We start from the raw sequence: 23,771 nt of genomic DNA, 5'->3' as shown, positions 1-23,771 counted from the left end.
CACCTTGATTTATCCCGATCGCATGAGTTAGCGAACGGAGAGGGAGGGATTCGAACCCTCGTTAGAGTCACCCCTAAACAGCATTTCCAGTGCTGCGCCTTCAACCACTCGGCCACCTCTCCAAAACCGTCGCATTTTTTAGTTTTACTCACAAGATATGTATCTTAGCAGAAGCCTATATGATTTGACAATACCCTTAGCAAAATTTCTTGAGATACAGGCTACACCTTCATTCCGGTTCCTGAGCCCTCACATTAAGCCAACCCAGTTGCGTGGGTTGTTCATAAATACGCCGCAGGGTATTCACATCACGGGGGGAAATAGGCGGAGGTTCCCGAACCTGGGAGTAATACATCACATCTGTTTCCATGGGACTATGGCCCCAAATCCCCAGGGCGTGCCCAAATTCGTGGCGAGTGGCTGCCGTGATATACTTCCCGCTTTGGGTAGGACTGAGCCAAATAGTAAAGCGATGGCCCAAAATATAAGAATCTTTCCCAGTAATGGCTTTAAAAAGCTGATATCTGGCTTCCGCAGAACTAGCCCGCAGGTTTCCCGGTTGTAGGGGAGGGCGACGACGGAAAATCTGGATCTCGGCGCGATCGCTATCCTCAATAACTTCTATCGGTAAATAGGGGTTCCAGTCCATCACCGCATCTAAGACCAGATCCCGCCAATTTTCAGCCCCTGGATCAGTAGGGGATTCAATATAGACACGAACTGGAAAACTAGACCAGACCAGATGACCAAATCTAGGCGGCGCTATCTGGTCGAAATAATCACCACTGTCCGTAGGATCTTGCCATTGTTCTAAAGATGGGGGGAGGGGATGGGGATGAAACGGGATTGACAGATCCACAGCAGGCGATCGCCAACCGTAAACTACGATCACAAAAATCGTAAATAGACTCAATCCTATTAGCCGAAGCCTCACCAACCCCAAAATCCCTACCCAAGCCAACCAGCGCTTAAAATCGTGGTTAACCCCATAAATACAATTGCTAGTATCCAGGTAATGCGATTTAGGGTAACTTCCGCTGTTTTCGCGCTAGTAAACAGTTGCGCCTGTCCACCAATTCCCCCAATACCATCACCCTTGGGACTGTGCAGGAGTACCAAAATCACCAACCCTAGGGCCGAGAGTGACCAGATTGCCTGTAATATATCAGTAAGAGCCATAGTTCGTCATCAATTCCGTGCGTTTCGGCTTTCAGTATCTTAACATCAAACAGAACAACTCCATGGATGACTGGGAAATAAGAAACGGCTTAGACCTAAGCACACCCGTAGATTACACAGATTACAATTCTAGTTCAACAGGTAACTCCTACAGTTCATCAGACACTGTTGGGAAAAAGCCTTGTGCGCCGACACAGCCCAACTCAGACCCCCCTGACCCTGAACCAGAAGAGGAACGGGGATTTTTACCGGTTTTGAGAAATGGCAATTTTCTCGCCTTGTGGAGTGGACAGGTTTTCTCTCAACTAGCTGATAAAGTCTACCTAGTCCTGATGATTGCCGTCATCTCTACTGAGTTTCAACAGGCTAACCAGAGTATTAGCGGTTGGGTCTCAGCGGTAATGATTGCCTTTACCATTCCGGCTGTATTATTTGGAGCCGGAGCCGGGGTCTATGTAGACCGCTGGCCCAAAAAACTGGTCTTAGTGCTAACAAATTTGCTGCGAGGTGGGTTAGTTCTTATCCTCCCCATTCTCCTGTGGCTATCTGAAGGGATGAAATTTACCAAGTTCCCCTTGGGATTCTGTTTGCTATTACTGATTACCTTTTTAGTCTCTACTCTCACTCAATTTTTTGCCCCTGCAGAACAGGCGACTATCCCTTTAATTGTTGAACGAAAACATTTACTATCTGCTAATTCCCTATATACAACTACCATGATGGCTTCTGTGATTGTCGGTTTTGCCGTGGGGGAACCGCTTTTAGCTTTAGCCGATACTTTGCTAGAAGGCCTGGGGAGTCAATTACCCGTAGGAAAAGAGTTGATTGTCGGTAGTGGATATGCGATCGCCGGTTTACTATTACTATTGATGAAAACTGGAGAGCAACAAAATATTAGCTCACAAGAACAACCCCACATCCTCGAAGATTTACGCGATGGGATGCGCTATCTACGAGATCATCATGGAGTCCGTAATGCTTTACTGCAATTAGTCATTTTATTTTCCATCTTTGCCGCCTTAGCTGTTTTAGCCGTTAGGGTCGCGGAATTGATTCCTAACCTCAAATCATCACAATTTGGCTTTTTGCTGGCTGCGGGGGGCTTAGGAATGGCGATCGGTGCAGCTATTCTCGGTCATATAGGGCATAAATTTTCTCACTTTAGAATCGCACTATTGGGCTCCATTGGCATGGCTATTTGTTTGGTAGGTTTAGCATTTTTTAGTCAGCAACTAGCACCCGCTTTAGGGTTGATTGCCATGTTAGGCGTATTTGGTGCAATGGTAGGAATTCCCATGCAAACAACCATCCAAGCCGAAACCCCAGAAGAAATGCGCGGTAAAGTGTTTGGCTTACAAAACAATGCCATTAATATTGCTTTGTCACTTCCCCTAGCTTTGGCGGGTATTACCGAAACCTTATTTGGTCTTTCTTCTGTATTCTTGGCTTTAGCTATACTATCTGTAGTGGCAGGTAATTTAACTTGGTATATTTCCAAAAATGAGCGGTGAATATGGGTGGGTAATTAATTGTTAATTCTTGATTATTGACTCATCAGAACCATAGGCTATTTTCAGACTCCACCAGAAAATAGCAGTAGAAATAACCATAATTAAGGCAGCCCAAAACCATTGAGGTAGAAACAAATATTGGGCAATTCTCGCAGTATCAGAGACCAAATTTTGACCATCAATGTTAACCCAACTACTGCCAAATAAATAATGTTTTTGGTGGTAGGTACTCACAATAGCTTGCATTCCCATAAATTGTACAGTAAACGCCTGGATTTTTTTAGGTGTTTGAAAGGCAATGGATAAAATTAATAACCCCCATAGTAATATAGCAAAAACTCCGAACCAAGTCCTAATCCACAATAAAACCGATAGCAACATAATCGAACCCAAAGCCATTAAACACCAGTGGGCTGTTTGAAAACGACGACTAGATAATATTAAAATTCCACCTGCTACAGCGGGACCCAACGGACCACCCATTGCGATTAATGCTCTGGCTAAAGAACCAAAGTTACCCGAATTATATGCGAGACCGGAACCATTAGGAAAAAGTAAGAGTTTATGAAAATTTCCTCCCAGTAAAATAGCAGTTAATCCATGACCCATTTCATGAAACCATGTAGCCAAAATGGAGAAAGGATATAAGACATAATTTCCCCAGTAAAATTGCCATAAGACAATGGTGGTAACAGCGGCAACAATTAACCAAACGACCCCGATTTTAGATGATGATGAGTATTTCAAATCAGACATAAATTATCCCTCTTCTATAGACTGGGGGCTAAAACAGGCCTTAACCCTGATTATATGTTAGCCTGAAATCCAGCAAAGTCACCCCAGGGCCACAAAAGAGGGACATTGAACTAAGGTCGGATGAAATGCGCCCAGACATTGCCATCTGGTCCACAAACTCGATTTAGGTAGCTATAAGAATAAGCAATGCGACGACCTTCGGTGTTGGAATAGCCAGTGTAAGCGTCTCCCCAGGGGTCATGAACGATATAGCCATATCGGTTGTAACCAATAACGGTGACAATATGACCGGAGGGAGTAAAATCTCCGGCTAATACGACCGGACGACTATTAATCAACTCGTTGCGAACCTCAGACCAGCGGCGAGTTGTGCTAAAACTGCTTTGAAAACCATAGGCGCGAATTAAAGCGGATAAAACACTGTGGTTAGTTTGAGAACCTTGTCCAGCATAATCAAAACACCACTGTAAGAGTTCATCTTCTAACTGTCCACCCCATTTAGAACGCACACCATAGTAGTGCATGACCATGGCGATACAGGTAACATTACAAGTAGACCAATAAAATCGGGGATTATCTCGCTGGGAAAAATAGGGGACATTGATTTGCACTTGTGGGGGAGTCGGATCAAAAACTTTTCCCCCTCGTTGAAACTTGACAAACTTGGGAAATATATAACCGGTATTACCAAAATTCGGCAATTCTTCAGTTAAGGCGACTCGGACATGGCTTTGCTCTATACTGTAGCTACTAACACCATAAACCCGACCCAGAGGAAGGGTAGTTTTTTCTGATTCTGCTAGTTGTCCTGAGTCTACGGGGCGTTTTTTGAGGACGGTGGTTTCCCTCATGGTCATGGTAATAGCATCGGGGTTATATGCGATCGCTTTTCCATCTCGCAATAAACTCACGTGCTGCCAATAAACATAACCCACATTACCAAAACCGGGGATAGATTGGTCTAGTGTGACCCGGAAATGACCGAGTAAGGAAGCATATCCGCGAATAGCAAAAGTTTGTCCTAATAGTAACTCAGCAAATTGATCAGGTGCTAAATTGGCAGAATCAATCGGTTGCGCCTTAATTCGGGTAGTGGTGGTCACCAGCATTTGAGCGCTAATATTAGTGTCGGGAACTTCCTCCATGTCAAAAGCTAAGGTGGTGGTTCCTTGGCGCAACCGAATATGACCCCGGAAAAAATAGCCAAAGGAACCAATGGGAGGAATCCCATTTTCTAACAATAGTTTTAAGTGACCATCTACTAGACCATATTTGATGACTTTAAATGTTTGACCAGCGGGGACGGTGACTTGTTGTTCAGAACCGAGTAAATTAGCATCCAGGGGTGATACTTTAAATAGGGTATCTTCTATAACATCAAGTTGTAGAGATTCCCCTACGGTCATGGCATTTTCACTGACGGTAATATTGACAATCTGACTTCCCACCAGTTGACCTTGAGCATCTGTGGCTTTAAGGCGCAGCCATCGATATCCGGGTTCACTAAATCCGGCTTCTAAATTAACCGTCCAGGTTCCGGCTTGTCGATTTATCACTACTTCTAAAGGATAACGGTCTTCGGCTACTAAAGAAACGGCGATCGCTTGTTGACCATCAAATTTACCTTTCAGAACCACAGGTGTATTTATTAACACTTCTGGGGGTCCATCATAGGTAAGGCTAGGAGTCGGAGAATAGGAAGCCGTAGCGCGGTTTAATTGCACAAAATCAGGAAAGAAATAACCAGTATTACCAAAACCTGGGAAATTTTCAGTTAAGGCAACTTTCAGATGTCCCTCTTCAGTGGTGTAACTTTGTACCCCATAAATCATTCCGGCGGGAAGGGTAACTTGTTCTTCTGGAGATAAATAGGCGGAGTCAATGGGGCGTTTTTTAAACAGGGTGGTATTAATAATAGTTAGGGTAATGGCATTATGATCAAAGGTGATTTCCCGGTCTCCCTGAAACATTTGCAAATGGTAGCGATACAAGTAGCCTACATGACCATAACCGGGGAGTGATTCGGTGAGTGTTACCCGAAAATGATCAGCTACACAGGCGTAACCTAGGGCTAGATAACTACTACCTTGGCTGAGGGGATAAATGGCATTGTCCGGCAGTTTTGATCTATCATCGGGACTACGTTTAATGACTGTATCATGAGTTATCAATATCAGTTTAGTTCCGGGAGGATTGGGGGGGATATCATCCCGATTAAACCAGAGAATTTGGGAACCTTGCATCAGTAAAATATCTGACCGATAGAAATAACCATTTCTTCCTAAGTTACCCAGGGGATTAGTTAGTTGAATCGCAAAGTGATCATTTTGTACTTCGTAGCTATCAACTGCTAATATTTCTCCAGTTGACAAATCATATTTTTGCTCTGACTCCAGTCGATCAGAGGCTATAGCCTGATGTTTCAATGATGTATTTTTGAGGATAATTAATTGAGGAGATAAACCGATATTAAGCCCGGTATTACCTACAGTAAACTCAGCCAAAGTGTCAGCCACAATCTTACCGGATTTGTCTTTGCCTTGAACTCTTAACCAGCGTTTTCCAGCGGTATTAAAGCCTTTGGGCATGGGAATAAACCAAATCCCTAATCGAGGACTTAGTTGGGTAGGTAAAGGATATTGATCCTCAGCCAGAACCGAAATAGTATCAATGTATTGACTAGCGTAGTTGCCAATCAAAACCACAGGTTGATCGATGATAATATCGTTAGGGCCGAGATAGCTCAGGATAGTTTCACTCATCTTCCTAAAAACCGTAGGGGTAAGAACCGTAGGGTGTCTAAGGGCGCATTTGACATTACACATCCCACAATGGTTAGCATAACTCAGTGGCGCACCAATAAAGCCACCCCTAGAAAACTCTACGGGTGGCTAATGGTTTAAAACGGATATTTTTTTAATTTTCAATTAGCGATCGCACTAATTGACTTTAGCAAGAATATCCTGAGCGTGGGTAGAGGTGTTCACCTTGTCATCAACATGGTCAATGACACCCTCACCATTGATAATATAGGTAACACGCTTGGCATAACCGCCGCCATCTACATCATAGGCTTTGGTAATAGCGCCATCGGTATCCGCCAAAAGTTGGAAAGGTAAGCCATATTTTTCGGTAAACAGCTTGTGGGAGGCTTCGTCATCAGTGCTTACACCCAAAACCACCATATCCCGGCTTTGATAGTTTTCGTAGTTATCCCGGAAACTTTGGGCTTCCTTAGTGCAACCAGGGGTGTCATCCTTGGGGTAGAAGTAGAGAACAACAGTTTTCCCGGCGAAGTCAGAGAGGGAAACCGTATTCCCGTTGGTATCTTTAGCGGTAAATGCGGGGGCTTTAGTACCAGCAGATAAAGCCATGTTATGGTTGTCCTCCTGAAAATGAGTTTGATATGCTTTGTCTCATTATGAAGTTATTTTAAGATATTTTGCAATCAATTACACAATCCGAGCCAAATTTGGCTCGAAAGATGGAGGATAATATACTCAAAATCAGCCATCAGGAAAGCCCATCAACCCATGAGTGCCCCTAATTCGGTTTCCAAATCCATAGAATATTCTACCGCGACGATCGCCCGAGCCCAGCGAGCCATCCGCTGTTCTCCGTTTCAAATCAAACTTTTAACCGATTCCATTGACCAAAGCGTTAAACTGAGTGCCATTAGCGGAAATCGGGGTGTAGAGTTAGGATATACGCGATCGCCTCTACCGGAATTGAGAGCCGAAAACGCCCTTTTATGGCTAATCCAAGTCGGAGTATTGAGGCGAGAAGTGGACGGTCAGGGAATTACCGATAGTTTTCGACTGACTCCCCTAGGGCGAAAAGTAGCAGAACGACTAGCCACCGATGATATAAATAATAGCAAACCCCCATCATGGGGCGATCGCCTCAGTAATGCCCTGAACCGTTACCTACGCCTTCCCCTATAAATTAGCATCTCTGCTCAAAATCCCGAAATGAAAGCAATCATGGTGGTTGGAACCACATCCCACGCCGGAAAATCCATGCTCGTCACCGCCCTATGTCGGATCATACGCCGTCAAAATCTGCGTGTAGTTCCCTTTAAAGGGCAAAATATGGCTTTAAACTCCTACGTCACCGCCACAGGTGCAGAAATGGGTTATGCACAAGCCGTACAATCCTGGGCGGCGGGTTTAGTGCCCAATGTAGCCATGAACCCAATTTTGTTAAAACCCCAGGGAAATATGACCTCTCAGGTAATTCTGAAAGGGAAACCTGTAGCCACCCTGAAAGCTACCGAATATTATGAGAAATTCTTTGATACCGGGTGGGAGACCATCACTAAATGTCTGGATTATCTACAAAAGGAATTTGATGTAATTGTCTGTGAGGGTGCGGGAAGTCCGGCGGAAATCAATCTCAAGCACCGAGATTTAACCAATATGCGAGTAGCGCAATATCTACAAGCATTCACCATATTGATAGTTGACATTGACCGTGGGGGGGCTTTTGCTCATGTAGTGGGAACCCTAGAACTACTAGACCCAGAGGAACGAGCCTTAATTAAGGGCATTGTGATTAACAAATTTCGCGGTATGCGATCGCTTCTCGATTCTGGCATTGAGTGGTTAGAGAAATACACCGGAATCCCCGTCCTCGGAGTAATTCCCTGGGTAGATATCGCCATGCCAGCAGAAGATTCTCTAAGTTTACTCGAACGCCGTTCCCGTTCCGACAATACCGATATAACCATCGCCATAGTCAGGATTCCTCGGATTTCTAACTTTACCGATTTTGACCCTTTAGATGCCGAATCCACGGTTAAAGTCCAATATGTCGAACTCAATGAACCCCTAGGACATCCCGATGCCGTAATTATCCCCGGTTCTAAAACCACCATTGCTGACCTACTAGCCCTGCAAAAAAGTGGCATGGCTGCTCAAATTCAGGATTATGTAGAAGCAGGCGGTCAGGTCATGGGTATCTGTGGGGGGTATCAGATGCTAGGACAACAGGTATCTGATCCCCGTGGCTTAGAGGGTAAAATCGGAGAATTTCCCGGCTTAGGTTTACTTCCCATCAAAACCATGCTTTTATCTGATAAAGTCTCCCGCCAGCGGTTGGTAACATCTAATTATCCAGAAATCGGATTTCCCGTAGAAGGCTATGAGATACACCAAGGGCGGACTCAAATTTTGGACAAACGGGAGACAGTAGCCCTATTTGACGATCAAGATTTAGGAGTAGTCAGCAGCAATAAAGCCGTCTGGGGTCACTATTTGCATGGCATATTTGATAATAGCCCCTGGCGCAGGTCTTGGTTAAATCATCTCCGCAAACCAAGGGGATTAGGAACCTTACCCACCGGGATTCCTAACTATCGCGAACAACGAGATCTGATGCTTGATACTCTAGCTGATGTCGTCGAAGAATATTTAGACCTGAGTACCATTCTCAGTTGACATGGTGGGGCGCGACCCGGAATCGCGTTTCTCAGGGGAATTTGTCTTCCCCCCCTTGTCACTTGTCCCAAGGCGATTAAAATTGAGATTGCTTTGGTTTATGGAAAACTGATAACTTTTTCGTCAATCTTGGCTAATGGGAGATCTGAAGGACAATAGGTTATATGGATATTCAACAAATCTTGGAGAGAGGCGGCCCAGCCATGTGGCCCCTAATGGTATTATCAATTTTATCCATTAGTACCATTATTGAAAGACTGTGGTTTTGGGGAAATACCCTCACCCGTGAACGCCGAATTGTCAACCGGGTTTTAGATGTCGCCCGTCGGGGACAGTGGGGAATGGCTTATCAGATTGCCAAACAAAGCAATAATCGCCCCATGGGAAGGTTTTTTTATGCCCCCCTTAAACTCGCTACCCCAGACCCTCAATTATTTAGTCTCGCCCTGGAAGCAGCCGCTGAGGAGGAATTTGTTTCTATGCGACGGGGCGATAAAATTCTAGAGGCGGTAATTGCCCTCGCCCCCATGTTAGGTTTGTTGGGAACAGTTTTGGGTCTGATTAATTCTTTGGGTTCTATCCGCCTGGGAGATATTGGTACTTCTTCGGCTGCTGATGTCACCCTGGGGATTGGAGAAGCCCTGATTAGTACAGCTACAGGCTTGATTGTGGCTATTATCAGTCTGGCTTTCTATCGCCTGTTTCAAGGCTTTTCCTTTAGCCAGGTTAAGGTCTTCCGAAAAGCGGGAAATGAATTAGAATTACTCTATCGGCAGGATTGGCCAGAGGTTAAAGCTCAGATGCTACTTCCCGGAGAGGCTAATGATGCCTCTTTGATGGCGGAAGAACCCCAGGAGGATTTTCCCCCAAAAGGTAGTTTAATTAAGCTACCCGATGAGGATGAGTCGGAGGATGATCATACTCCTTTAATCAAATTACCTTCAGAATCTGAGGATGAGGAAACCCCCTCTCAATCAGAATCCCCTGAGTCGGTAGCTGAACAAAATACTTTAATTCAACCTGTGATTAAGGGTAATTCTCGCTTGGCTGATGATGATAAACATCAAAAAGGAGAGGTTGAATAATATCCACAACACCCCCAGAGCTAATTAAACCTTTGTCATTGATACCAAGATACTAACAAACACCCTTTTTGGTGGGACTATCCACGGAGGCAGATTGATGAAAGTTAACATAGATTCTCAGGTTGATGAGGGGCGTATTGAACTGCTACCCCTGATTGATGTGGTTTTTTGTATTTTGACGTTTTTTATTTTGGCAGCCCTACAGCTTACCCGACAACAGGCGATCAATGTGGATTTGCCACGGGCGGGGACTGGTGAAACTCAGATGCAAAAAATGTTGGTGGTTGGGGTGGATATTCGAGGGGATACTTATATTGACCAGCAACGGGTTAATTCTGAACAAATGCAGCGGGCTTTGGAACGTTTTTTAAGGTGGAATCCTAGTGGCTTGGTGGTGCTGTATGCCCCTAGAGATGCCCGTTATAATGATGTTGTACAGGTTTTAGATAAAATGCGAGCTGTGGGAGGCGATCGCGTGGCGTTGGCGACTTTACCGAGTTCTGAGGAAATGCCCTCTCCGGTTGATTCTGAGGGTTTATTAGCCCCTGATGCGCTGACACCGGATAATGGGGTGGAACCTCCTATTAATCCTTTTCTCCCCTCTCAGCCGCTTAATGAAATGCAGCCAGGGAGTCCTTTATTACCGCCTCCGGGTTCCCCCACTTCTCCCACTTCTCCTCTACTTCCTGACAGTTGAAAAATGGATCATTGATGTTCACGGTCAGCAGCCACGGCTATTACAGTAGATATATGGCGGGGTTAAAAAATAAAATTTAGTTGTAAATGCCAGTGGTGGCGATCGCGAATAATGTGGATTTTTTTAATAAATTCGCGCAGATAAAATCGTCTCTCGGTTTCCGATAAATCTAGCCAAAATTGGCGGATAGAAACCGCTTGGGCGGTGGCTTGTAAATTGACTGGGGGAAGTTGAGATAATTGATTCTCTAGTTTGGCAATTTCTTGGCGCAATTTATAATCTCTAATGGTGGCAGTTTCACTGTCTAAAATTCCTGTGGTTTGCAGAGTTGGCAGTTGATTTATGATGTCTTTTTTACTGGCTATTTCATCATAGATTTGCTGCTTAAATCTGTCTAAATCTGGCATCTGTAATTGGGCAACTGCTGGGGGTAGGTCGGCACAAATTCGGTCAATAGTCGCCGATAAAACATCATGATAATTAAGGGATTTGCACTTAGTTAGACGCTGACATTTTAGGGGTCTTAAATAAAGATATTCTCGTTTTTTGTTATGGGTGGTAACGCGGGTAATGGTCATCCCTGAACTACATTCACTGCACATTAATAAACCAGCTAAAGAATGGGGGGCGCTGGCTGTGCGAGGTGGGAGGCGCTGGTTGCGTCTTAATAACCTATCGATTTGGGCGGCTTCTTCACGGGAAATAATCGGGATATGAGTATTGGAAATAATCTCACTATTTTTATAAGCTAAATCCCCTCGATAAACGGGGTTAATTAACCAACGCTTCCCGGTAGTTACGGAGATTTTTTTATGATATCGCTTTTGTAAATACCGGACTGCGCCGCGTAGGGAACCATAAATTAAAAAATGCTCAAAAAAGTCTTTAACAACGGGTGCGGTGCTGCGATCAATGGTGTAGCGGTCTTTTCCTCTACGGTAGCCATAGGGTGCTTTTCCGGGGGGAGGAATGGCTTTTAAACGGTTGCGTGCGTGTCCTTGGCGCAGACAACGGCTGTGGTAAGTTTGTTTAATTTCGGAGATGAATTTGATTAAATCTACACGGGAAATATCGGAGGACTTTAGGTCGGATTGAAGGGCGATAACTTGGATGTTTAACTGTTGGAGTTGGCGGAGGCGATCGCTAACTTCTAGGACAGAGTTACCCAATTCTTCATAGCGTTGGATTAATAAATAGTTGGGGGGTGGTAGTTGTTGACAATCTTCTAGGATTTGCTCTAGTTGTTGGCGATCGCCAAAATCTTGATAAATCCCATCAATATCCCATCCCCAAATCGTCGGATCTGGCGGCGGTTCTAACAGCGGTTCCGTATAAGAATAGGCGAGAATTTTCATATTTGACTCAATTCGATAATATTACCATCAGGGTCAGCCACAAAAAGGGCTGAACGACCGGAAGCGCTCATTTGAAACGGGTAATTATGGCGGGTGAGTTGTGCTTTGGCGATCGCCAAATCAGCCACCGCGAAAGCTAGATGTCGGTTGCGTCCCCATTTCGCTTCATTGACGCGATCGCCAATTACTTGTTCAGATTCAATTAGATGAATTTGCCAATCACCAATCTGATACCATATTCCTGGGAAATTCAAAGGGCGATCGACTGTAGTTAACTGTAATATCTGGCTATAAAAATGCTGAGATTTTGCCAAGTCCGAGACTAAAATGGCGGCGTGTAGAGGTTTGGTGATATTCATAGTTGGGAGCTATTCTCGACAATTGTGATATTAGACCCATCGTAATATGCGATCGGGCGATCGCATCAACTCAAGCACTATTAACTAAATTATCACCAAATCCCCGTAACTCTGCTATAACCCCATTAAGATAGATAGGGAAAAGACCACAGGGCTAAAGATCCAATGACTTCTATCCTACTTGAATCAAATATCACCCGCTCACTAAACGCTCCCACCATCTACAAATTATCAAATGGTCTCACCATTGTGGCAGAACAGTTACCCGTTGAAGCCGTGAACTTGAATGTTTGGATTGATGTTGGATCAGCTGTCGAACCCGACCCGATCAACGGGATGGCTCACTTTTTAGAACACATGGTGTTTAAAGGGACTCCCAACCTAAAAGCTGGAGAATTTGAAAGACTGATCGAACAACGAGGCGCTTTAACCAATGCAGCCACCAGCCAGGACTACACCCATTATTATGTTACCAGCGCTCCCAGCGACTTTGCTACCCTAGCCCCCCTACAGCTTGAAGTAGTATTTAGCCCCAGTATTCCCGATGATGCTTTTGAGCGCGAGAGGCTAGTAGTATTAGAAGAAATCCGGCGATCTGAAGACAACCCCGCGCGTCGTTCATTTCAGCGGACCATGGAAACAGCCTTTAAGCGTCTCCCCTATCGTCGGTCTGTACTAGGACCAGCGGCGGCTATTGAACAGTTAACTCCTCAGCAAATGCGAGAGTTTCATCGCAGCCATTACTGTCCCCAAAAAACCACGATCGCAGTTGTGGGTAATTTACCTGTAGAGGCTTTAATTGAAACAGTAGCCGAGTCTATCCCAGCACAGACATATCCAGAACTTCCCCCAGAAGTAGATCTGCATCATCTGATTCCAGAGTCAGGATTTAGCGAAATTGTCCGCCATGAAATCATAGATGATAGCTTACAACAAGCGCGATTAATGATGGTGTGGCGAGTTCCCGGACTTAATCAACTCTCAGAAACCTATGCTTTGGATGTTTTAGCTACAATTTTAGGTCAAGGTCGTACCTCCCGCTTAGTGCAGGATTTACGAGAAAAGCGGGGTTTAGTGTCTGGGATTAGTTGCAGCAATATGACCCAGAGGCTACAGGGAGTATTTTATATTTCCGCTCGGTTGCGGGTCGAACACTTAGCGGAAGCCGAAGCAGCGATCGCCGAACATATTAACCGACTCCACAGGGAATTAATCACCCCCACCGAAATGACCAGGGTACGGACTCAAGTGGCGAACAGGTTTATTTTTGGCAATGAAACACCAAGCGATCGCGCTAATTTGTATGGTTACTATCAGGCGATCGTCGGAAATGTGAACCTAGCCTTAGAATATCCCCGCCAAATTCAATCCCTCAATGCAGAACAGTTACAACAAGCCATCCGCCAATATTTATTACCCCAAGCCTATGGGGTAGTTATCCTGAAACCTCATACCCCCTAATGAAACCGAAACCGGGAGTTGATATCCCCTTCTAAATCTCGACCCCCTCTGATATTTTGTATCAAATAATGAATTTTTGTAGAGGGGGTCAACAAACCATGTACAATTGCAGTGATTTTGTGACCTAGCACCAAAAATGAGACTACAAGATTTCCTAGGAACCAATACTCGATATGATATACAACAGATTTATGATGACGAGGCTCTGAGTCGTCAAATTCAGACTCGGCTCATTGATTTAGGGCTCCTCAATCCGCCCGTTGATGGTATTTTTGGCCCCTTATCAACAGCCGCATTCAGACGATTTCAGGAGTTAATGAACATCAGTGAATCTGGTATTCTGGCCTCTGAAACTGCCCAAAAACTCCTAGAAACTACCACTATGCGGCCCCCGAACATGAGGCTTGAGGATTTTCTGGGAACTAATATTCGATATGACTTCCAAGCCATTGATGATAATGAAGCCCTGAGTCGTCAAATTCAGACTCGGCTCATTGATTTAGGACTCCTAGCGCCGCCCGTTGATGGTATTTTTGGCCCCTTATCAAGAGCCGCATTCAGACGATTTCAGGAGTTAATCAACATCAGTGAATCTGGTGTTTTGGACTCTGAGACCGCCCAAAAACTGATAGACACCACAACTATTCGACGTGAAAATATGAGACTACAAGACTTTGTGGGGACTAATATTCGATATGACTTCCAAGCCATTTATGATAATGAAGCTCTGAGTCGTCAAATTCAGATTAGGCTCATTGATTTAGGACTCCTAGCACCGCCCGCTGATGGCATATTCGGCCCCTTGTCAAGGGCGGCTTTTCGGAATTTTCAGGAGTTAATGAACTGTAGCGAACCCAGTGGCATTCTGGGAACAGATACCGCCAAAAAACTCATAGAAACCAAAACTGTGAGTCGGCCGGGAAATATGCGGCTACAGGACTTCCTGGGAACCAATCTCCGTTATGATGTGAAGGCGATTAATGATGATGCAGGTTTGAGTCGTCAAATTCAAATCCGGCTCATTGATTTAGGACTGCTAGACCCGCCAGCAGATGGTATATTCGGTCCAAAGTCAACCGCCGCGCTGCATCGTTTTCAGCAGTTAATGGAATGCCAAGAACCGGGATTTATTGGTTCTGAGACTGCCAAAAAACTCATTGAAACTAAGGTTTCCGACCTCCCCGTAACTACTCCCATTTTAAGAGTAATCAGAAATACAGTTTTCAAGGTGAGACCGATCGCCTCTTCTCAACTGAATAACTCCGAGAAATTTTCAGTACCAGCCGGACGGGAATTTTCAGTTTTGGCTTATGATCCGATCCGGGCACATTTAAGGGTAGCTTTGCGTAATCAGTCCTTTGGCGGTTATTCTGTGTTGTATATTTGGGGTGGCCATGTGGAAGTTTACGAGGGAGGGAGCAGAACCCATCCCCGACCCCTACCGACAAGCCGTCGTTTGAATGTTCCCTTCAAGTCACAATTAGATAATTTCTATAACCCCACAGGGTCTTGTAATGTGACTTCCCTGGCCATGTGTTTGGAATATTTTAATATTCCGCGTCGCGATTTGAGATATCGTCAATTTGAGGATGAACTATATCGCTATGCCCTGAATATGGGTTATAGTCGCCATAATCCCTACGATTTAGCTCGCATTGTCCGAGACTATGGTGCTAGGGATCATTTTACCGAAAATGCCGTAATTGAGGACGTGCAGGACTGGGTAGCAGCGGGTTATCCGGCGGTTATCCACGGATACTTTACCTCCTTTGGGCATATTATCGTCGTGGTAGGCTATGACCAAAATGGGTTTATCGTCCATGACCCTTATGGCGAGTGGTTTTCAACCGGATATCGAACCGATTTAAGTGGTGCTTACTTACACTACTCCTATCGACTTATTCGGCGGGTGTGTATTCCTGATGGGAATTTTTGGGTGCATTTCATCTCCAGGTGAGATAATTTTAACCCCACTTTAACCAACTCCTAATAACTTGCATAACTCCTGTGGAGTTGTGGAGTACATAGCCAGCCGAGCAACTTCTACAAAACACCAAAATTAGAACTATAGACATGAGACTACAGGACTTTGTGGGGACTAATACTCAATATGATATCAAAGCCATTTATGATAATGAAGCTCTGAGTCGTCAAATTCAAACTCGACTGATTGATTTAGGACTCCTAGCGCCGCCAGTTGATGGCATATTTGGCCCCAATTCAACGGCAGCTTTTCGGAGTTTTCAGGAGTTAATGAACTGTAGCGAACCCAGTGGCATTTTGGGAACGGATACCGCCAAGAAGCTGATCGAAACCAAAAGTGTCAATCGCCAGGGAAATATGAGGCTACAGAACTTCCTGGGTACAGATATCCGATATGATGTGAAGGAAATTAATGCTGATGCAGGTTTGAGTCGTCAAATTCAAATCCGGCTGATTGATTTAGGGCTGCTAGACCCGCCAGCAGATGGCATATTCGGTCCCAAGTCAACGGCGGCGCTGCATCGTTTTCAGCAGTTAATGGAATGCGAAGAACCGGGATTTATTGGGTCAGAGACTGCCAAAAAATTAATTGAAGCTAAGGTTTCTGACCTCCCGGTAACTACTCCGATGTTAAAAGTGACCAGAGATACAGTTTTGAAGGTCAAACCGATCGCCTCTTCTCAACTGAATAACTCCGAGAAATTTTCGATTCCAGCGGGACGGGAATTTTCAGTTTTGGCTTATGATCCGATCCGGGCACATTTAAGGATAGCTTTGCGTAATGAGTCCTTTGGCGGTTATTCTGTGTTGTATATTTGGGGTGGTCATGCGGAAGTTTACGAGGGAGGAACCCAAACCTACCCCAGACCCCTACCGAGAAGCCATCGTCTGAATGTTCCCTTCAAGTCACAATTAGATAATTTCTATAACCCCACAGGGGCTTGTAATGTGACTTCCCTGGCTATGTGTTTGGAATATTTTAATATTCCCCGCCGTGATACGAGATATCGTCAATTTGAGGATGAACTGTATCGCTATGCTATCAATAAGGGCTATAGTCGCCACAGTCCCTACGATTTAGCCCGCATTGTGCGAGACTATGGTGCTAGGGATTATTTTACCGAAAATGCGGTAATTGAGGATGTGCAGGACTGGGTAGCAGCGGGTTATCCGGCGGTTATCCACGGATACTTTACCTCCTTTGGGCATATTATTGTGGTGGTGGGCTATGACCAAAATGGGTTTATTGTCCATGACCCTTATGGGGAGTGGTTCTCCAGTGGATATCGAACCGATCTAAGTGGTGCTTACTTACACTACTCCTATCAACTAATTCGGCGGGTGTGTATCCCTGATGGCAGTTTTTGGGTGCATTTTATCTCGAAGTAACAAGGTCTAAACTCTGCTGTACCAACGCAATAGGACTTGGGCGAGTCGTTTGGAGTTGTGGCGGACATAGCCAGTGTCGCTATCAACTTCAATGATATTGGTTAATACCATTCTTCGCCCTAATTCCTTGACGGCTTCCCGGTCAATGAAAACCGGGTGAGAGTCTTCTTGAGCATAGCGGATTAATGCTTGAGCTGGGGGGACTTTTCCTTGGACTAAGACGGCATCAAATAGTTTATGGCCACAAGCGTCATCGATCGCCCGAATGTGGTCGGCGACGCTATAGTTATCAGTTTCCCCTGGTTGGGTCATGACATTACAAACATAAATGCGGGGGACTTGGCTTTGAGCGATCGCTTCGGTAATTTCTGGGACCAATAAATTGGGGATAACGCTAGTGTAGAGGCTACCCGGTCCGATAATAATCAAATCTGCTTCTTGAATGGCGCTAATAGCTTTAGGAAGGGCTGGGGGGTTGGCAGGTGTGCAACCAATTTTGACAATTTTACCCCTAGCTTCTGTAATACTAGACTCTCCATGAATACGACGGCCATCTTCTAATTTAGCCCACAGGTGAACATCGCTGAGGGTAGCGGGTAGGACTTGACCGCGAATAGCCAAAACCTTAGAACTAGCTGCGATCGCCCTTTCCAGGTCTCCGGTCACCTCTCCCATAGCCGTGAGGAATAAATTGCCAAAACTGTGACCTGTTAAACCATCGCCAGCCCGAAATCGGTATTGGAATAATTCAGTGAATAGCTTTTCCTCGTCAGCTAAGGCCGCTAAACAGTTGCGAATATCTCCTGGGGGTAACACTCCAATTTCGCGGCGCAAGCGCCCAGAGGAGCCACCATCGTCCGCTACGGTAACAATAGCGGTGATATTAGCGCTGTAATCTTTCAAACCCCGCAGCAGGGTTGATAGACCTGTTCCGCCGCCAATAACTACGATTTTCGGACCTCGGTTGAGGCGGCGCAATGCGATGAGGCGATCGACCAATTCCTGATCACCTTCGGGGGTGAATACCTGGGTAATAGAGTTAAAGCTGCGACTCTGACCCCAAAAAATGAATAGTAAACCCGCCAAAATTAGCAACGGCCCAGAAACGGAGTTAGGGATAATTTGGGTAATCCATTCCAAAAATCCCCTGAGCAGTTGCAAAATATAGAAAATTGGGGTCATTCCTGTCCAGATAGCTAACCCCAAACTGGTCAGCAATACCCCACCGGCGCTAATGAGTAACCACCGTTTGACTAGCAAACCGGGGGCTAACCATTTGAACCACTGTCCTATTCTATGGGAGGAACGGTAGCCTGAGCGACTCCAATTTAGTCGGAGTTTGAACAGGCGACGCAGTTTCAACCTAAGAGAAATAATCGACATTTGATAATAGACCTCATAAAAATCTGTTGTGGTTAAATTTGGGCAAACCTAATTCGAGATGATAGCCTGTATCTCGCAACTTATAGTTATGTAGATAGTCCATAGGGGAAGAGTCTATGGCCAATGGGGAATGGGAACTGAATCAAAATCTAATATGTCTGAGCCACTAATTGAACTGCGAGGAATTTCTAAAACCTTTGGTTCCAATGTGATTTTAGATGGGGTAGATCTAAGCATCTATCAGGGTCAAGCCTTGGGAATTATCGGCCCTTCTGGGACGGGAAAATCAACGATTTTGCGGATTATAGCCGGGTTATTGCCTCCTGATGCTGGAGAAGTATATGTCAAGGGACAACTGCGACGGGGTTGGGTGGATGATCTTAGTGATCCGATTGGTATTGGCATGGTGTTTCAGAATGCGGCTTTGTTTGACTCTCTGAATGTTGAACAAAATGTGGGATTTCGTTTGTATGAACACAGCAGACTTTCCCAGGCTACTATTCGTCAATTAGTTGAGGAAAGGCTAGAAATGGTGGGTCTGCCTAATATTTGCGATCGCTATCCGGCAGAATTATCTGGAGGAATGCGAAAACGGGTGAGTTTTGCCAGAGCAATTATGCCCAACCCGGAAAACCCCAGCGATAACCCTGAAGTTATACTTTATGACGAACCAACGGCGGGTTTAGATCCGATCGCTTCAACGGTGATTGAAGATTTGATTCGCAGCCTGCAAAAGCGGGACGGGGGTGGCAGCACCTATGTGATGGTGACACACCAAGATAGTACGATCCGCAGAACCACAGACCAGGTAATTTTTTTGTATAAAGGTCAAATTCAATGGCAAGGGTCGATTGAGGAGGCTTACAGGTCCGATAATCCAGCGCTGATACAGTTTTTTACGGGCAGTGTAAGCGGACCCATTCAGGTGGTCAATTAGCTGATGGGAGCCAGAAAATTGTTAAGTTAACCTAACATAGGAAGATGGGACAGGCAAATGGGAGGATAAATAATGCGATCGCGAAGTGTCCGTGAAGGATCAGTCGGTTTGTTGATTATATTGGGAGTGGGGCTATTTGGAGCCACAGCTTTTTGGCTGCGGGGGCTCACTCTTGGTCAGCAGAGTTACCAAATTCGGGCTGAATTTCCTAGTGCTACTGGTCTTCAAATTGGGGTACCTGTACGATATCGGGGGGTAAAAGTCGGGCGAGTTACCAGAATTCAACCCCAGTCTAATGGGGTGGAGGTGGTGCTAAATATTGAATCTACGGATTTAGTCATGCCACGAAATTCCCAAGTTTTGGTCAATCAGACGGGTTTTCTGAATGAAACCTATGTTGATATTATCCCCAATGCAGTCTTAACTCCTGAGTTAGTGGCGGCTAACCCCATTAGTGCTACCTGTCCCTCATCAGATATTTTGTGCCATGAGAGTTCTATTCAAGGTTTACCGGGTATTAGCCCCGATCGCCTCATGGAGACTATGCTTGATTTAGGGGAACTCTATGGCAACCCGGAATTATTTGCTAATCTAAATGCGGCGGTGGAAAATACCGCCCTCGCCGCCGCCGAAGCCACGAAACTGACCACCCAAATGGGTCAATTAGTTGAGATAGCTAAATTGGAGTTGGGTAATTTTAGTGCCTCGGTGGATCAAAACATGAACTTATTTTCCTCGGAAATGACTCAGCTTTCCGATCAACTAGAGCGCTCCATGCAGGAAGTCAGCGGAGCGGCACTGCAGTCGGCTAATTCCTTAGACAGGGTAACAGGTGATATCAGTGCCTTAACTCAAGAGGTAAATGCCTTGGTGGCTACCAATCGCTCAACCTTGCTGACGACCTTAAATAATATTAATGAAACCAGCCAGGAATTGAGTGTAGCGATCGCTACACTAACCCCAGTTATAGCCCGGTTTGAACAGGGGGAACTATTAACCAATCTGGAAACCCTATCAGCCAATGCGGTGATCGCTTCGGAGAATTTGCGAGATGTTTCCAAGACTGTCAACAACCCCGATAATTTAATCTTACTGCAACAAACCCTAGACTCTGCCCGTTCCACCCTGCAAAATATGCAGAAGGTGACCGCAGATATTGAAGATTTGACAGGAGATCCGAGATTGCGCGATAGTTTACGGAGGATCATCAACGGCTTGGGTAATATTCTCGCCTCCACTGAGGAGTTAGAACGCCAAACGGCTGTGGCGGAAACCCTAGCCCCCCTCAGTCAAGCGGCGGAGGCGGGGGATGAAAAAACCATAAAACTGCTATTCTCGGAAATCGATTCAGATTTATCGGATTTATGGGCTTTGGTCAGTTCACCAGACACCGCCACTAATTCTCCCCGGTGGACTATTGACAGCACTTCCTCCGTAGACATTCATGGGGAATAAGAGGGAGCTACTAGCTGCCTATGGTTGGGTTATGCTTATGCCAAGGGGTGGCTTGTTCATAAGCATGGGCGACTTCAAACAGACGACTTTCGCCGAGAACTTTGCCAATTAACTGCATTCCTATGGGGAGACCCTGGCTGTCAAATCCACAGGGAACGCTGATGGCCGGTAAACCGGCTAAATTGACGGGAATTGTCATCAGATCGGACAGATACATACTCAGGGGGTCAGAGGTTTTTTCTCCGGCTTGAAAAGCGGTAGTCGGAGAGGTAGGACAAACTAAGACCTCTACTTGGGTAAAAGCGCGATCGAAATCTTGTTTAATCAGGGTTCGGACTTTTTGGGCTTTCAGATAATAGGCATCATAGTAACCAGCAGACAAAGTATAGGTTCCTATCATGATCCGACGTTTGACTTCGGCCCCAAAGCCTTCGGCGCGGGTTTTGGCGTACATCTCAATCAGGTTATCAGCATCAGGAGTGCGGAAACCATATTTAACCCCGTCATAGCGGGCGAGATTAGCGGAAGCCTCGCTGGGGGCGATAATATAGTAGGTGGGCAGACCATAGCGGAACCGAGGACAGGAGATGACCTGAATTTCTGCGCCTAGGCTTTGCAGAACTTCGATCGCTTTAGTGACGGCTTGTTCTACTACGGGATCTAAGCCTTCCCCGAAGGTTTCTTTAATTACCCCAATTTTGATTTTGCTTCTGGGTTTGAGGGAGGGCTTTAAAAAATCGGTATAGTCGGGGATATCTACATTAAGGCTGGTGGAGTCTTTGGGGTCGTAACCGGCGATCGCATTTAATAAAATGGCTGCGTCTTTGACCGTGCGACCAAAGGGGCCAATCTGATCCAACGAAGAAGCATAAGCTACCAACCCATAGCGCGATACTAGCCCATAGGTGGGTTTCATGCCTACAACTCCACAGAATGAGGCTGGTTGACGAATGGAACCCCCTGTATCCGAACCAAGGGCAACTACTGCCTCATTGGCTGCTACGGCTGCTGCTGACCCGCCAGAGGACCCTCCGGGAACTCTGGTTATATCCCAAGGGTTAGCGGTGATTTGAAAGGCTGAGTTTTCGGTGGAACTTCCCATCGCAAACTCATCTAGGTTAGTTTTTCCGAGTATAACTGCTCCGGCTTCTATGAGTTTGGTGGTCACAGTGGACTCATAGGGAGGCACGAAGTTCGCGAGAATTTTCGAGCCACAGGTGGTGGTAATCCCTTCCGTACACATATTGTCTTTGACGGCTATGGGAATGCCTGCTAATAATCCGATTTCGTCTCCGGCGGCGATTTTAGCATCAACCTGTCGGGCTTGTTGTAGGGCTCGATCTGCGGTAATACACAGAAAACTTTTGAGTGTGGGTTCTAATTTGTTAATGCGATCGAGCGCTTCGGTGGTGATTTCCACAGCAGAGCGTTCTTTATTTACCAGTTGTTGGTGCAACTCGCAGATCGATGCCATGCGGTCTCCTCTGTTTTAGTTCCAATATTTGAGTTTACCGAAAAATTGGTAACACTCTACTACCTGATCCTTCCCGATCGCTAAATTTTTGTTTGATCCGGAAATTTTGCCAGCCTGACGATAGATCAACCAGTGTTATGGATGATGAGATGAGGAGGTATGCCACCAAAGGCTCATATTGAACCCCATTTATCGGTTGATGATCTCAAAAACCGTTACCGACAAGCTAGAGATACTACTGAGTCCCGTCGGTGGCATCTTCTTCATTTGGTGGGTAGCGGTTGGACGATCAAGCAAGCAGCAGAAGTTGTGGGGTTAAATTACGACTACGCCAAAGAGATTATCCGCCGTTATAACCACGAAGGCCCACCTTCGGTGAGAAACCGTAGTCGCGATCGCCAGCCCCCTGTGGCGCGATCGCTTTTGACTAAATCACAGCAACAGGAACTCAAGCAGGCTTTGCTGGGTCCCGCTCCTGATGGGGGACCGTGGTCTGGCCCCAAAGTAGCCCAGTGGATTGCTGAACGCACTGGCCGCCAGCACGTTTGGCCTCAGCGGGGATGGGACTATCTCAAACGATTAGGGATTAATTGGAAGCAACGGAACAATTCTGGTTCGGAATTTTGATCTATTCAGTTATCTGGTTGTAAGGACAATGAAACCAAAATATCTATTGAATTTAGCCACGGGAGCAACCATGGCGATCGCTTCTTTCTTTGTTACTAATGGCACAGTGGCTGAAGAAACCGAAATTACACAGTTTCCGCGCCATCGACATCAGCTACTACAGCGACCTAATAGAGTAGTTCAACAAGAGTTTTTCTGTGGCCGTAGTGATGATGATGTTCCTACTACCTTTGTCAGAAACTCTCGCGGGACTTTTCCCGTCATTCGTTGGGTTTCTTTGGTTTTTAATCAGGCTGGTTATGTACCACAAACTCGCTGTCGCCAAGTTTCTTCTAAATTTCAAGAGTTCTATGAGCGAGGATTGCTTAATTATGTGACTACAGGAACCGTTAATCGACAACCTGTTATCTGTGTTTCTGATGCTAAGGATGGTCCCTGTTTGGGGGTTTTATTTACTCTCAAACCTAATCAAGATGCTCGCCGCACTATCCGACAGCTTTTTGCTCTACAAGCTAATGCTAATGCTGGTCCTTTAGAAGAAAATGGTTCTCGTCTATATTTGGATTTTCAGCAATACCTAGATCAGCAAATCACTTTTAATTCTGATTAAAGGCTGATGCTTCTGCCTCCTTGGTTGATGGGTAAGTGGCGTGAGCCGGAGGCAGGAATAATTAATCATGGC

Annotated in this window: 21 protein-coding genes, 1 tRNA gene and 2 pseudogenes; 14 read left to right on the top strand and 10 right to left on the bottom strand. The window is 45.6% G+C overall.

The genetic code is table 11. From position 1 onward, the window contains the following. Nucleotides 1–35 precede the first annotated feature (35 nt). The 3 genes from N39L_RS12535 to secG form a co-directional block, all read right to left on the bottom strand. Nucleotides 36–122 (bottom strand) — tRNA-Ser (locus tag N39L_RS12535). A gap of 107 nt (nt 123–229) precedes the next feature. Further along, nucleotides 230–961, bottom strand: a complete 732-nt coding sequence (locus N39L_RS12530; RefSeq protein ID WP_006618749.1) for a hypothetical protein — start codon at nt 959–961, stop codon at nt 230–232. Beyond that, the gene (secG, locus tag N39L_RS12525) at nt 949–1,179 is read right to left on the bottom strand and encodes a preprotein translocase subunit SecG (protein ID WP_006618748.1); all 231 of its coding nucleotides are present in this window, start codon (nt 1,177–1,179) and stop codon (nt 949–951) included. The genes N39L_RS12530 and secG overlap by 13 nt, the downstream gene beginning before the upstream one ends. Nucleotides 1,180–1,241: 62 nt before the next feature. Here secG and N39L_RS12520 point away from each other — a divergent pair, with 62 nt between their 5' ends. Further along, complete coding sequence (locus N39L_RS12520; protein ID WP_006618747.1) at nt 1,242–2,690, top strand: MFS transporter; 1,449 nt, start codon at nt 1,242–1,244, stop codon at nt 2,688–2,690. 21 nt (nt 2,691–2,711) lie between these two features. Here N39L_RS12520 and N39L_RS12515 read toward each other — a convergent pair whose 3' ends face one another. The 3 genes from N39L_RS12515 to N39L_RS12505 all read right to left on the bottom strand — a co-directional run bounded on the left by N39L_RS12515 (nt 2,712) and on the right by N39L_RS12505 (nt 6,820). Then, the gene (locus tag N39L_RS12515) at nt 2,712–3,446 is read right to left on the bottom strand and encodes a M50 family metallopeptidase (RefSeq protein WP_006618746.1); all 735 of its coding nucleotides are present in this window, start codon (nt 3,444–3,446) and stop codon (nt 2,712–2,714) included. Between the two features lie 110 nt (nt 3,447–3,556). Continuing rightward, entirely contained in the window at nt 3,557–6,208 is a 2,652-nt protein-coding gene (locus N39L_RS12510) for a C39 family peptidase (RefSeq protein WP_014275386.1), read from the bottom strand. A 177-nt stretch (nt 6,209–6,385) separates the two neighbouring features. Then, nucleotides 6,386–6,820, bottom strand: coding sequence for a peroxiredoxin (locus tag N39L_RS12505; protein ID WP_006618744.1), 435 nt, complete (start codon nt 6,818–6,820; stop codon nt 6,386–6,388). A 159-nt stretch (nt 6,821–6,979) separates the two neighbouring features. Between N39L_RS12505 and N39L_RS12500 the strand changes: the two genes are divergently transcribed. The 4 genes from N39L_RS12500 to N39L_RS12485 all read left to right on the top strand — a co-directional run bounded on the left by N39L_RS12500 (nt 6,980) and on the right by N39L_RS12485 (nt 10,666). Next, nucleotides 6,980–7,390 carry an Npun_F0494 family protein gene (locus N39L_RS12500; protein WP_006618743.1) on the top strand — a complete coding sequence of 137 codons (411 nt, stop codon included), beginning with the start codon at nt 6,980–6,982 and terminating at the stop codon, nt 7,388–7,390. A gap of 27 nt (nt 7,391–7,417) precedes the next feature. Then, nucleotides 7,418–8,884, top strand: a complete 1,467-nt coding sequence (cobQ, locus tag N39L_RS12495; protein ID WP_006618742.1) for a cobyric acid synthase CobQ — start codon at nt 7,418–7,420, stop codon at nt 8,882–8,884. A gap of 164 nt (nt 8,885–9,048) precedes the next feature. Then, a complete protein-coding gene (locus N39L_RS12490; protein ID WP_006618741.1) occupies nt 9,049–9,969 on the top strand; it encodes a MotA/TolQ/ExbB proton channel family protein in 921 nt (306 codons plus the stop codon). A gap of 97 nt (nt 9,970–10,066) precedes the next feature. Next, nucleotides 10,067–10,666, top strand: a complete 600-nt coding sequence (locus tag N39L_RS12485; protein ID WP_006618740.1) for an ExbD/TolR family protein — start codon at nt 10,067–10,069, stop codon at nt 10,664–10,666. Nucleotides 10,667–10,728: 62 nt separating this feature from the next. Here the strand turns inward: N39L_RS12485 and N39L_RS12480 are convergent, their stop codons facing one another. Both N39L_RS12480 and N39L_RS12475 read right to left on the bottom strand, forming a co-directional pair. Beyond that, nucleotides 10,729–12,021 (bottom strand): recombinase family protein, encoded by a 1,293-nt coding sequence (locus tag N39L_RS12480; protein ID WP_014275385.1) that lies wholly within the window; start codon nt 12,019–12,021, stop codon nt 10,729–10,731. Beyond that, complete coding sequence (locus N39L_RS12475) at nt 12,018–12,380, bottom strand: VOC family protein (RefSeq protein ID WP_006618738.1); 363 nt, start codon at nt 12,378–12,380, stop codon at nt 12,018–12,020. Before N39L_RS12475 ends, N39L_RS12480 begins: the two co-directional genes overlap by 4 nt. A gap of 165 nt (nt 12,381–12,545) precedes the next feature. Here N39L_RS12475 and N39L_RS12470 point away from each other — a divergent pair, with 165 nt between their 5' ends. From N39L_RS12470 to N39L_RS12450, 5 genes and pseudogenes are all read left to right on the top strand, one after another. Then, complete coding sequence (locus N39L_RS12470) at nt 12,546–13,841, top strand: M16 family metallopeptidase (RefSeq protein WP_006618737.1); 1,296 nt, start codon at nt 12,546–12,548, stop codon at nt 13,839–13,841. A 136-nt stretch (nt 13,842–13,977) separates the two neighbouring features. Next, a pseudogene (locus tag N39L_RS12465) lies at nt 13,978–14,673 on the top strand (peptidoglycan-binding domain-containing protein); the annotation flags it as partial. Between the two features lie 93 nt (nt 14,674–14,766). After that, nucleotides 14,767–15,798 (top strand): C39 family peptidase, encoded by a 1,032-nt coding sequence (locus N39L_RS12460; RefSeq protein WP_035736117.1) that lies wholly within the window; start codon nt 14,767–14,769, stop codon nt 15,796–15,798. 116 nt (nt 15,799–15,914) lie between these two features. Next, a pseudogene (locus N39L_RS12455) lies at nt 15,915–16,136 on the top strand (peptidoglycan-binding domain-containing protein); the annotation flags it as partial. Between the two features lie 45 nt (nt 16,137–16,181). Further along, nucleotides 16,182–17,213 carry a C39 family peptidase gene (locus tag N39L_RS12450; protein WP_035736114.1) on the top strand — a complete coding sequence of 344 codons (1,032 nt, stop codon included), beginning with the start codon at nt 16,182–16,184 and terminating at the stop codon, nt 17,211–17,213. A 6-nt stretch (nt 17,214–17,219) separates the two neighbouring features. Here N39L_RS12450 and N39L_RS12445 read toward each other — a convergent pair whose 3' ends face one another. Next, on the bottom strand, nt 17,220–18,596 hold the full coding sequence (locus tag N39L_RS12445) for a gluconeogenesis factor YvcK family protein (RefSeq protein ID WP_014275382.1): 1,377 nt from the start codon (nt 18,594–18,596) through the stop codon (nt 17,220–17,222). Nucleotides 18,597–18,750: 154 nt separating this feature from the next. Between N39L_RS12445 and N39L_RS12440 the strand changes: the two genes are divergently transcribed. Both N39L_RS12440 and N39L_RS12435 read left to right on the top strand, forming a co-directional pair. Then, nucleotides 18,751–19,533 carry an ABC transporter ATP-binding protein gene (locus N39L_RS12440; protein ID WP_006618060.1) on the top strand — a complete coding sequence of 261 codons (783 nt, stop codon included), beginning with the start codon at nt 18,751–18,753 and terminating at the stop codon, nt 19,531–19,533. Nucleotides 19,534–19,605: 72 nt separating this feature from the next. Then, nucleotides 19,606–20,988, top strand: a complete 1,383-nt coding sequence (locus N39L_RS12435) for an MlaD family protein (protein WP_014275380.1) — start codon at nt 19,606–19,608, stop codon at nt 20,986–20,988. A gap of 10 nt (nt 20,989–20,998) precedes the next feature. Here N39L_RS12435 and gatA read toward each other — a convergent pair whose 3' ends face one another. Further along, nucleotides 20,999–22,462, bottom strand: coding sequence for an Asp-tRNA(Asn)/Glu-tRNA(Gln) amidotransferase subunit GatA (gene gatA, locus N39L_RS12430; RefSeq protein WP_006618062.1), 1,464 nt, complete (start codon nt 22,460–22,462; stop codon nt 20,999–21,001). A gap of 159 nt (nt 22,463–22,621) precedes the next feature. On the opposite strand from gatA, the gene N39L_RS12425 reads away from it, so the two are divergent. Both N39L_RS12425 and N39L_RS12420 read left to right on the top strand, forming a co-directional pair. Next, nucleotides 22,622–23,089, top strand: a complete 468-nt coding sequence (locus tag N39L_RS12425) for a helix-turn-helix domain-containing protein (protein WP_006618063.1) — start codon at nt 22,622–22,624, stop codon at nt 23,087–23,089. Nucleotides 23,090–23,117: 28 nt separating this feature from the next. Then, nucleotides 23,118–23,699 (top strand): COP23 domain-containing protein, encoded by a 582-nt coding sequence (locus N39L_RS12420; protein WP_006618064.1) that lies wholly within the window; start codon nt 23,118–23,120, stop codon nt 23,697–23,699. The last annotated feature ends 72 nt before the right edge of the window (nt 23,700–23,771 follow it).

Origin of the sequence: Limnospira platensis NIES-39 (genome assembly GCF_026000695.1) — a bacterium.
In the GTDB taxonomy this organism is placed as follows: domain Bacteria; phylum Cyanobacteriota; class Cyanobacteriia; order Cyanobacteriales; family Microcoleaceae; genus Limnospira; species Limnospira platensis.
This window is presented reverse-complemented; position numbering and strand designations above follow the sequence as displayed.

Bases quoted from the DNA above. Each gene is read 5' to 3' on its own strand.
- secG (WP_006618748.1), bottom strand. From the start codon at position 1,179: ATGGCTCTTACTGATATATTACAGGCAATCTGGTCACTCTCGGCCCTA.
- N39L_RS12520 (WP_006618747.1), top strand. From the start codon at position 1,242: ATGGATGACTGGGAAATAAGAAACGGCTTAGACCTAAGCACACCCGTA.
- N39L_RS12515 (WP_006618746.1), bottom strand. From the start codon at position 3,446: ATGTCTGATTTGAAATACTCATCATCATCTAAAATCGGGGTCGTTTGG.
- N39L_RS12510 (WP_014275386.1), bottom strand. From the start codon at position 6,208: ATGAGTGAAACTATCCTGAGCTATCTCGGCCCTAACGATATTATCATC.
- N39L_RS12505 (WP_006618744.1), bottom strand. From the start codon at position 6,820: ATGGCTTTATCTGCTGGTACTAAAGCCCCCGCATTTACCGCTAAAGAT.
- N39L_RS12500 (WP_006618743.1), top strand. From the start codon at position 6,980: ATGAGTGCCCCTAATTCGGTTTCCAAATCCATAGAATATTCTACCGCG.
- cobQ (WP_006618742.1), top strand. From the start codon at position 7,418: ATGAAAGCAATCATGGTGGTTGGAACCACATCCCACGCCGGAAAATCC.
- N39L_RS12490 (WP_006618741.1), top strand. From the start codon at position 9,049: ATGGATATTCAACAAATCTTGGAGAGAGGCGGCCCAGCCATGTGGCCC.
- N39L_RS12485 (WP_006618740.1), top strand. From the start codon at position 10,067: ATGAAAGTTAACATAGATTCTCAGGTTGATGAGGGGCGTATTGAACTG.
- N39L_RS12480 (WP_014275385.1), bottom strand. From the start codon at position 12,021: ATGAAAATTCTCGCCTATTCTTATACGGAACCGCTGTTAGAACCGCCG.
- N39L_RS12475 (WP_006618738.1), bottom strand. From the start codon at position 12,380: ATGAATATCACCAAACCTCTACACGCCGCCATTTTAGTCTCGGACTTG.
- N39L_RS12470 (WP_006618737.1), top strand. From the start codon at position 12,546: ATGACTTCTATCCTACTTGAATCAAATATCACCCGCTCACTAAACGCT.
- N39L_RS12460 (WP_035736117.1), top strand. From the start codon at position 14,767: ATGCGGCTACAGGACTTCCTGGGAACCAATCTCCGTTATGATGTGAAG.
- N39L_RS12450 (WP_035736114.1), top strand. From the start codon at position 16,182: ATGAGGCTACAGAACTTCCTGGGTACAGATATCCGATATGATGTGAAG.
- N39L_RS12445 (WP_014275382.1), bottom strand. From the start codon at position 18,596: ATGTCGATTATTTCTCTTAGGTTGAAACTGCGTCGCCTGTTCAAACTC.
- N39L_RS12440 (WP_006618060.1), top strand. From the start codon at position 18,751: ATGTCTGAGCCACTAATTGAACTGCGAGGAATTTCTAAAACCTTTGGT.
- N39L_RS12435 (WP_014275380.1), top strand. From the start codon at position 19,606: ATGCGATCGCGAAGTGTCCGTGAAGGATCAGTCGGTTTGTTGATTATA.
- gatA (WP_006618062.1), bottom strand. From the start codon at position 22,462: ATGGCATCGATCTGCGAGTTGCACCAACAACTGGTAAATAAAGAACGC.
- N39L_RS12425 (WP_006618063.1), top strand. From the start codon at position 22,622: ATGCCACCAAAGGCTCATATTGAACCCCATTTATCGGTTGATGATCTC.
- N39L_RS12420 (WP_006618064.1), top strand. From the start codon at position 23,118: ATGAAACCAAAATATCTATTGAATTTAGCCACGGGAGCAACCATGGCG.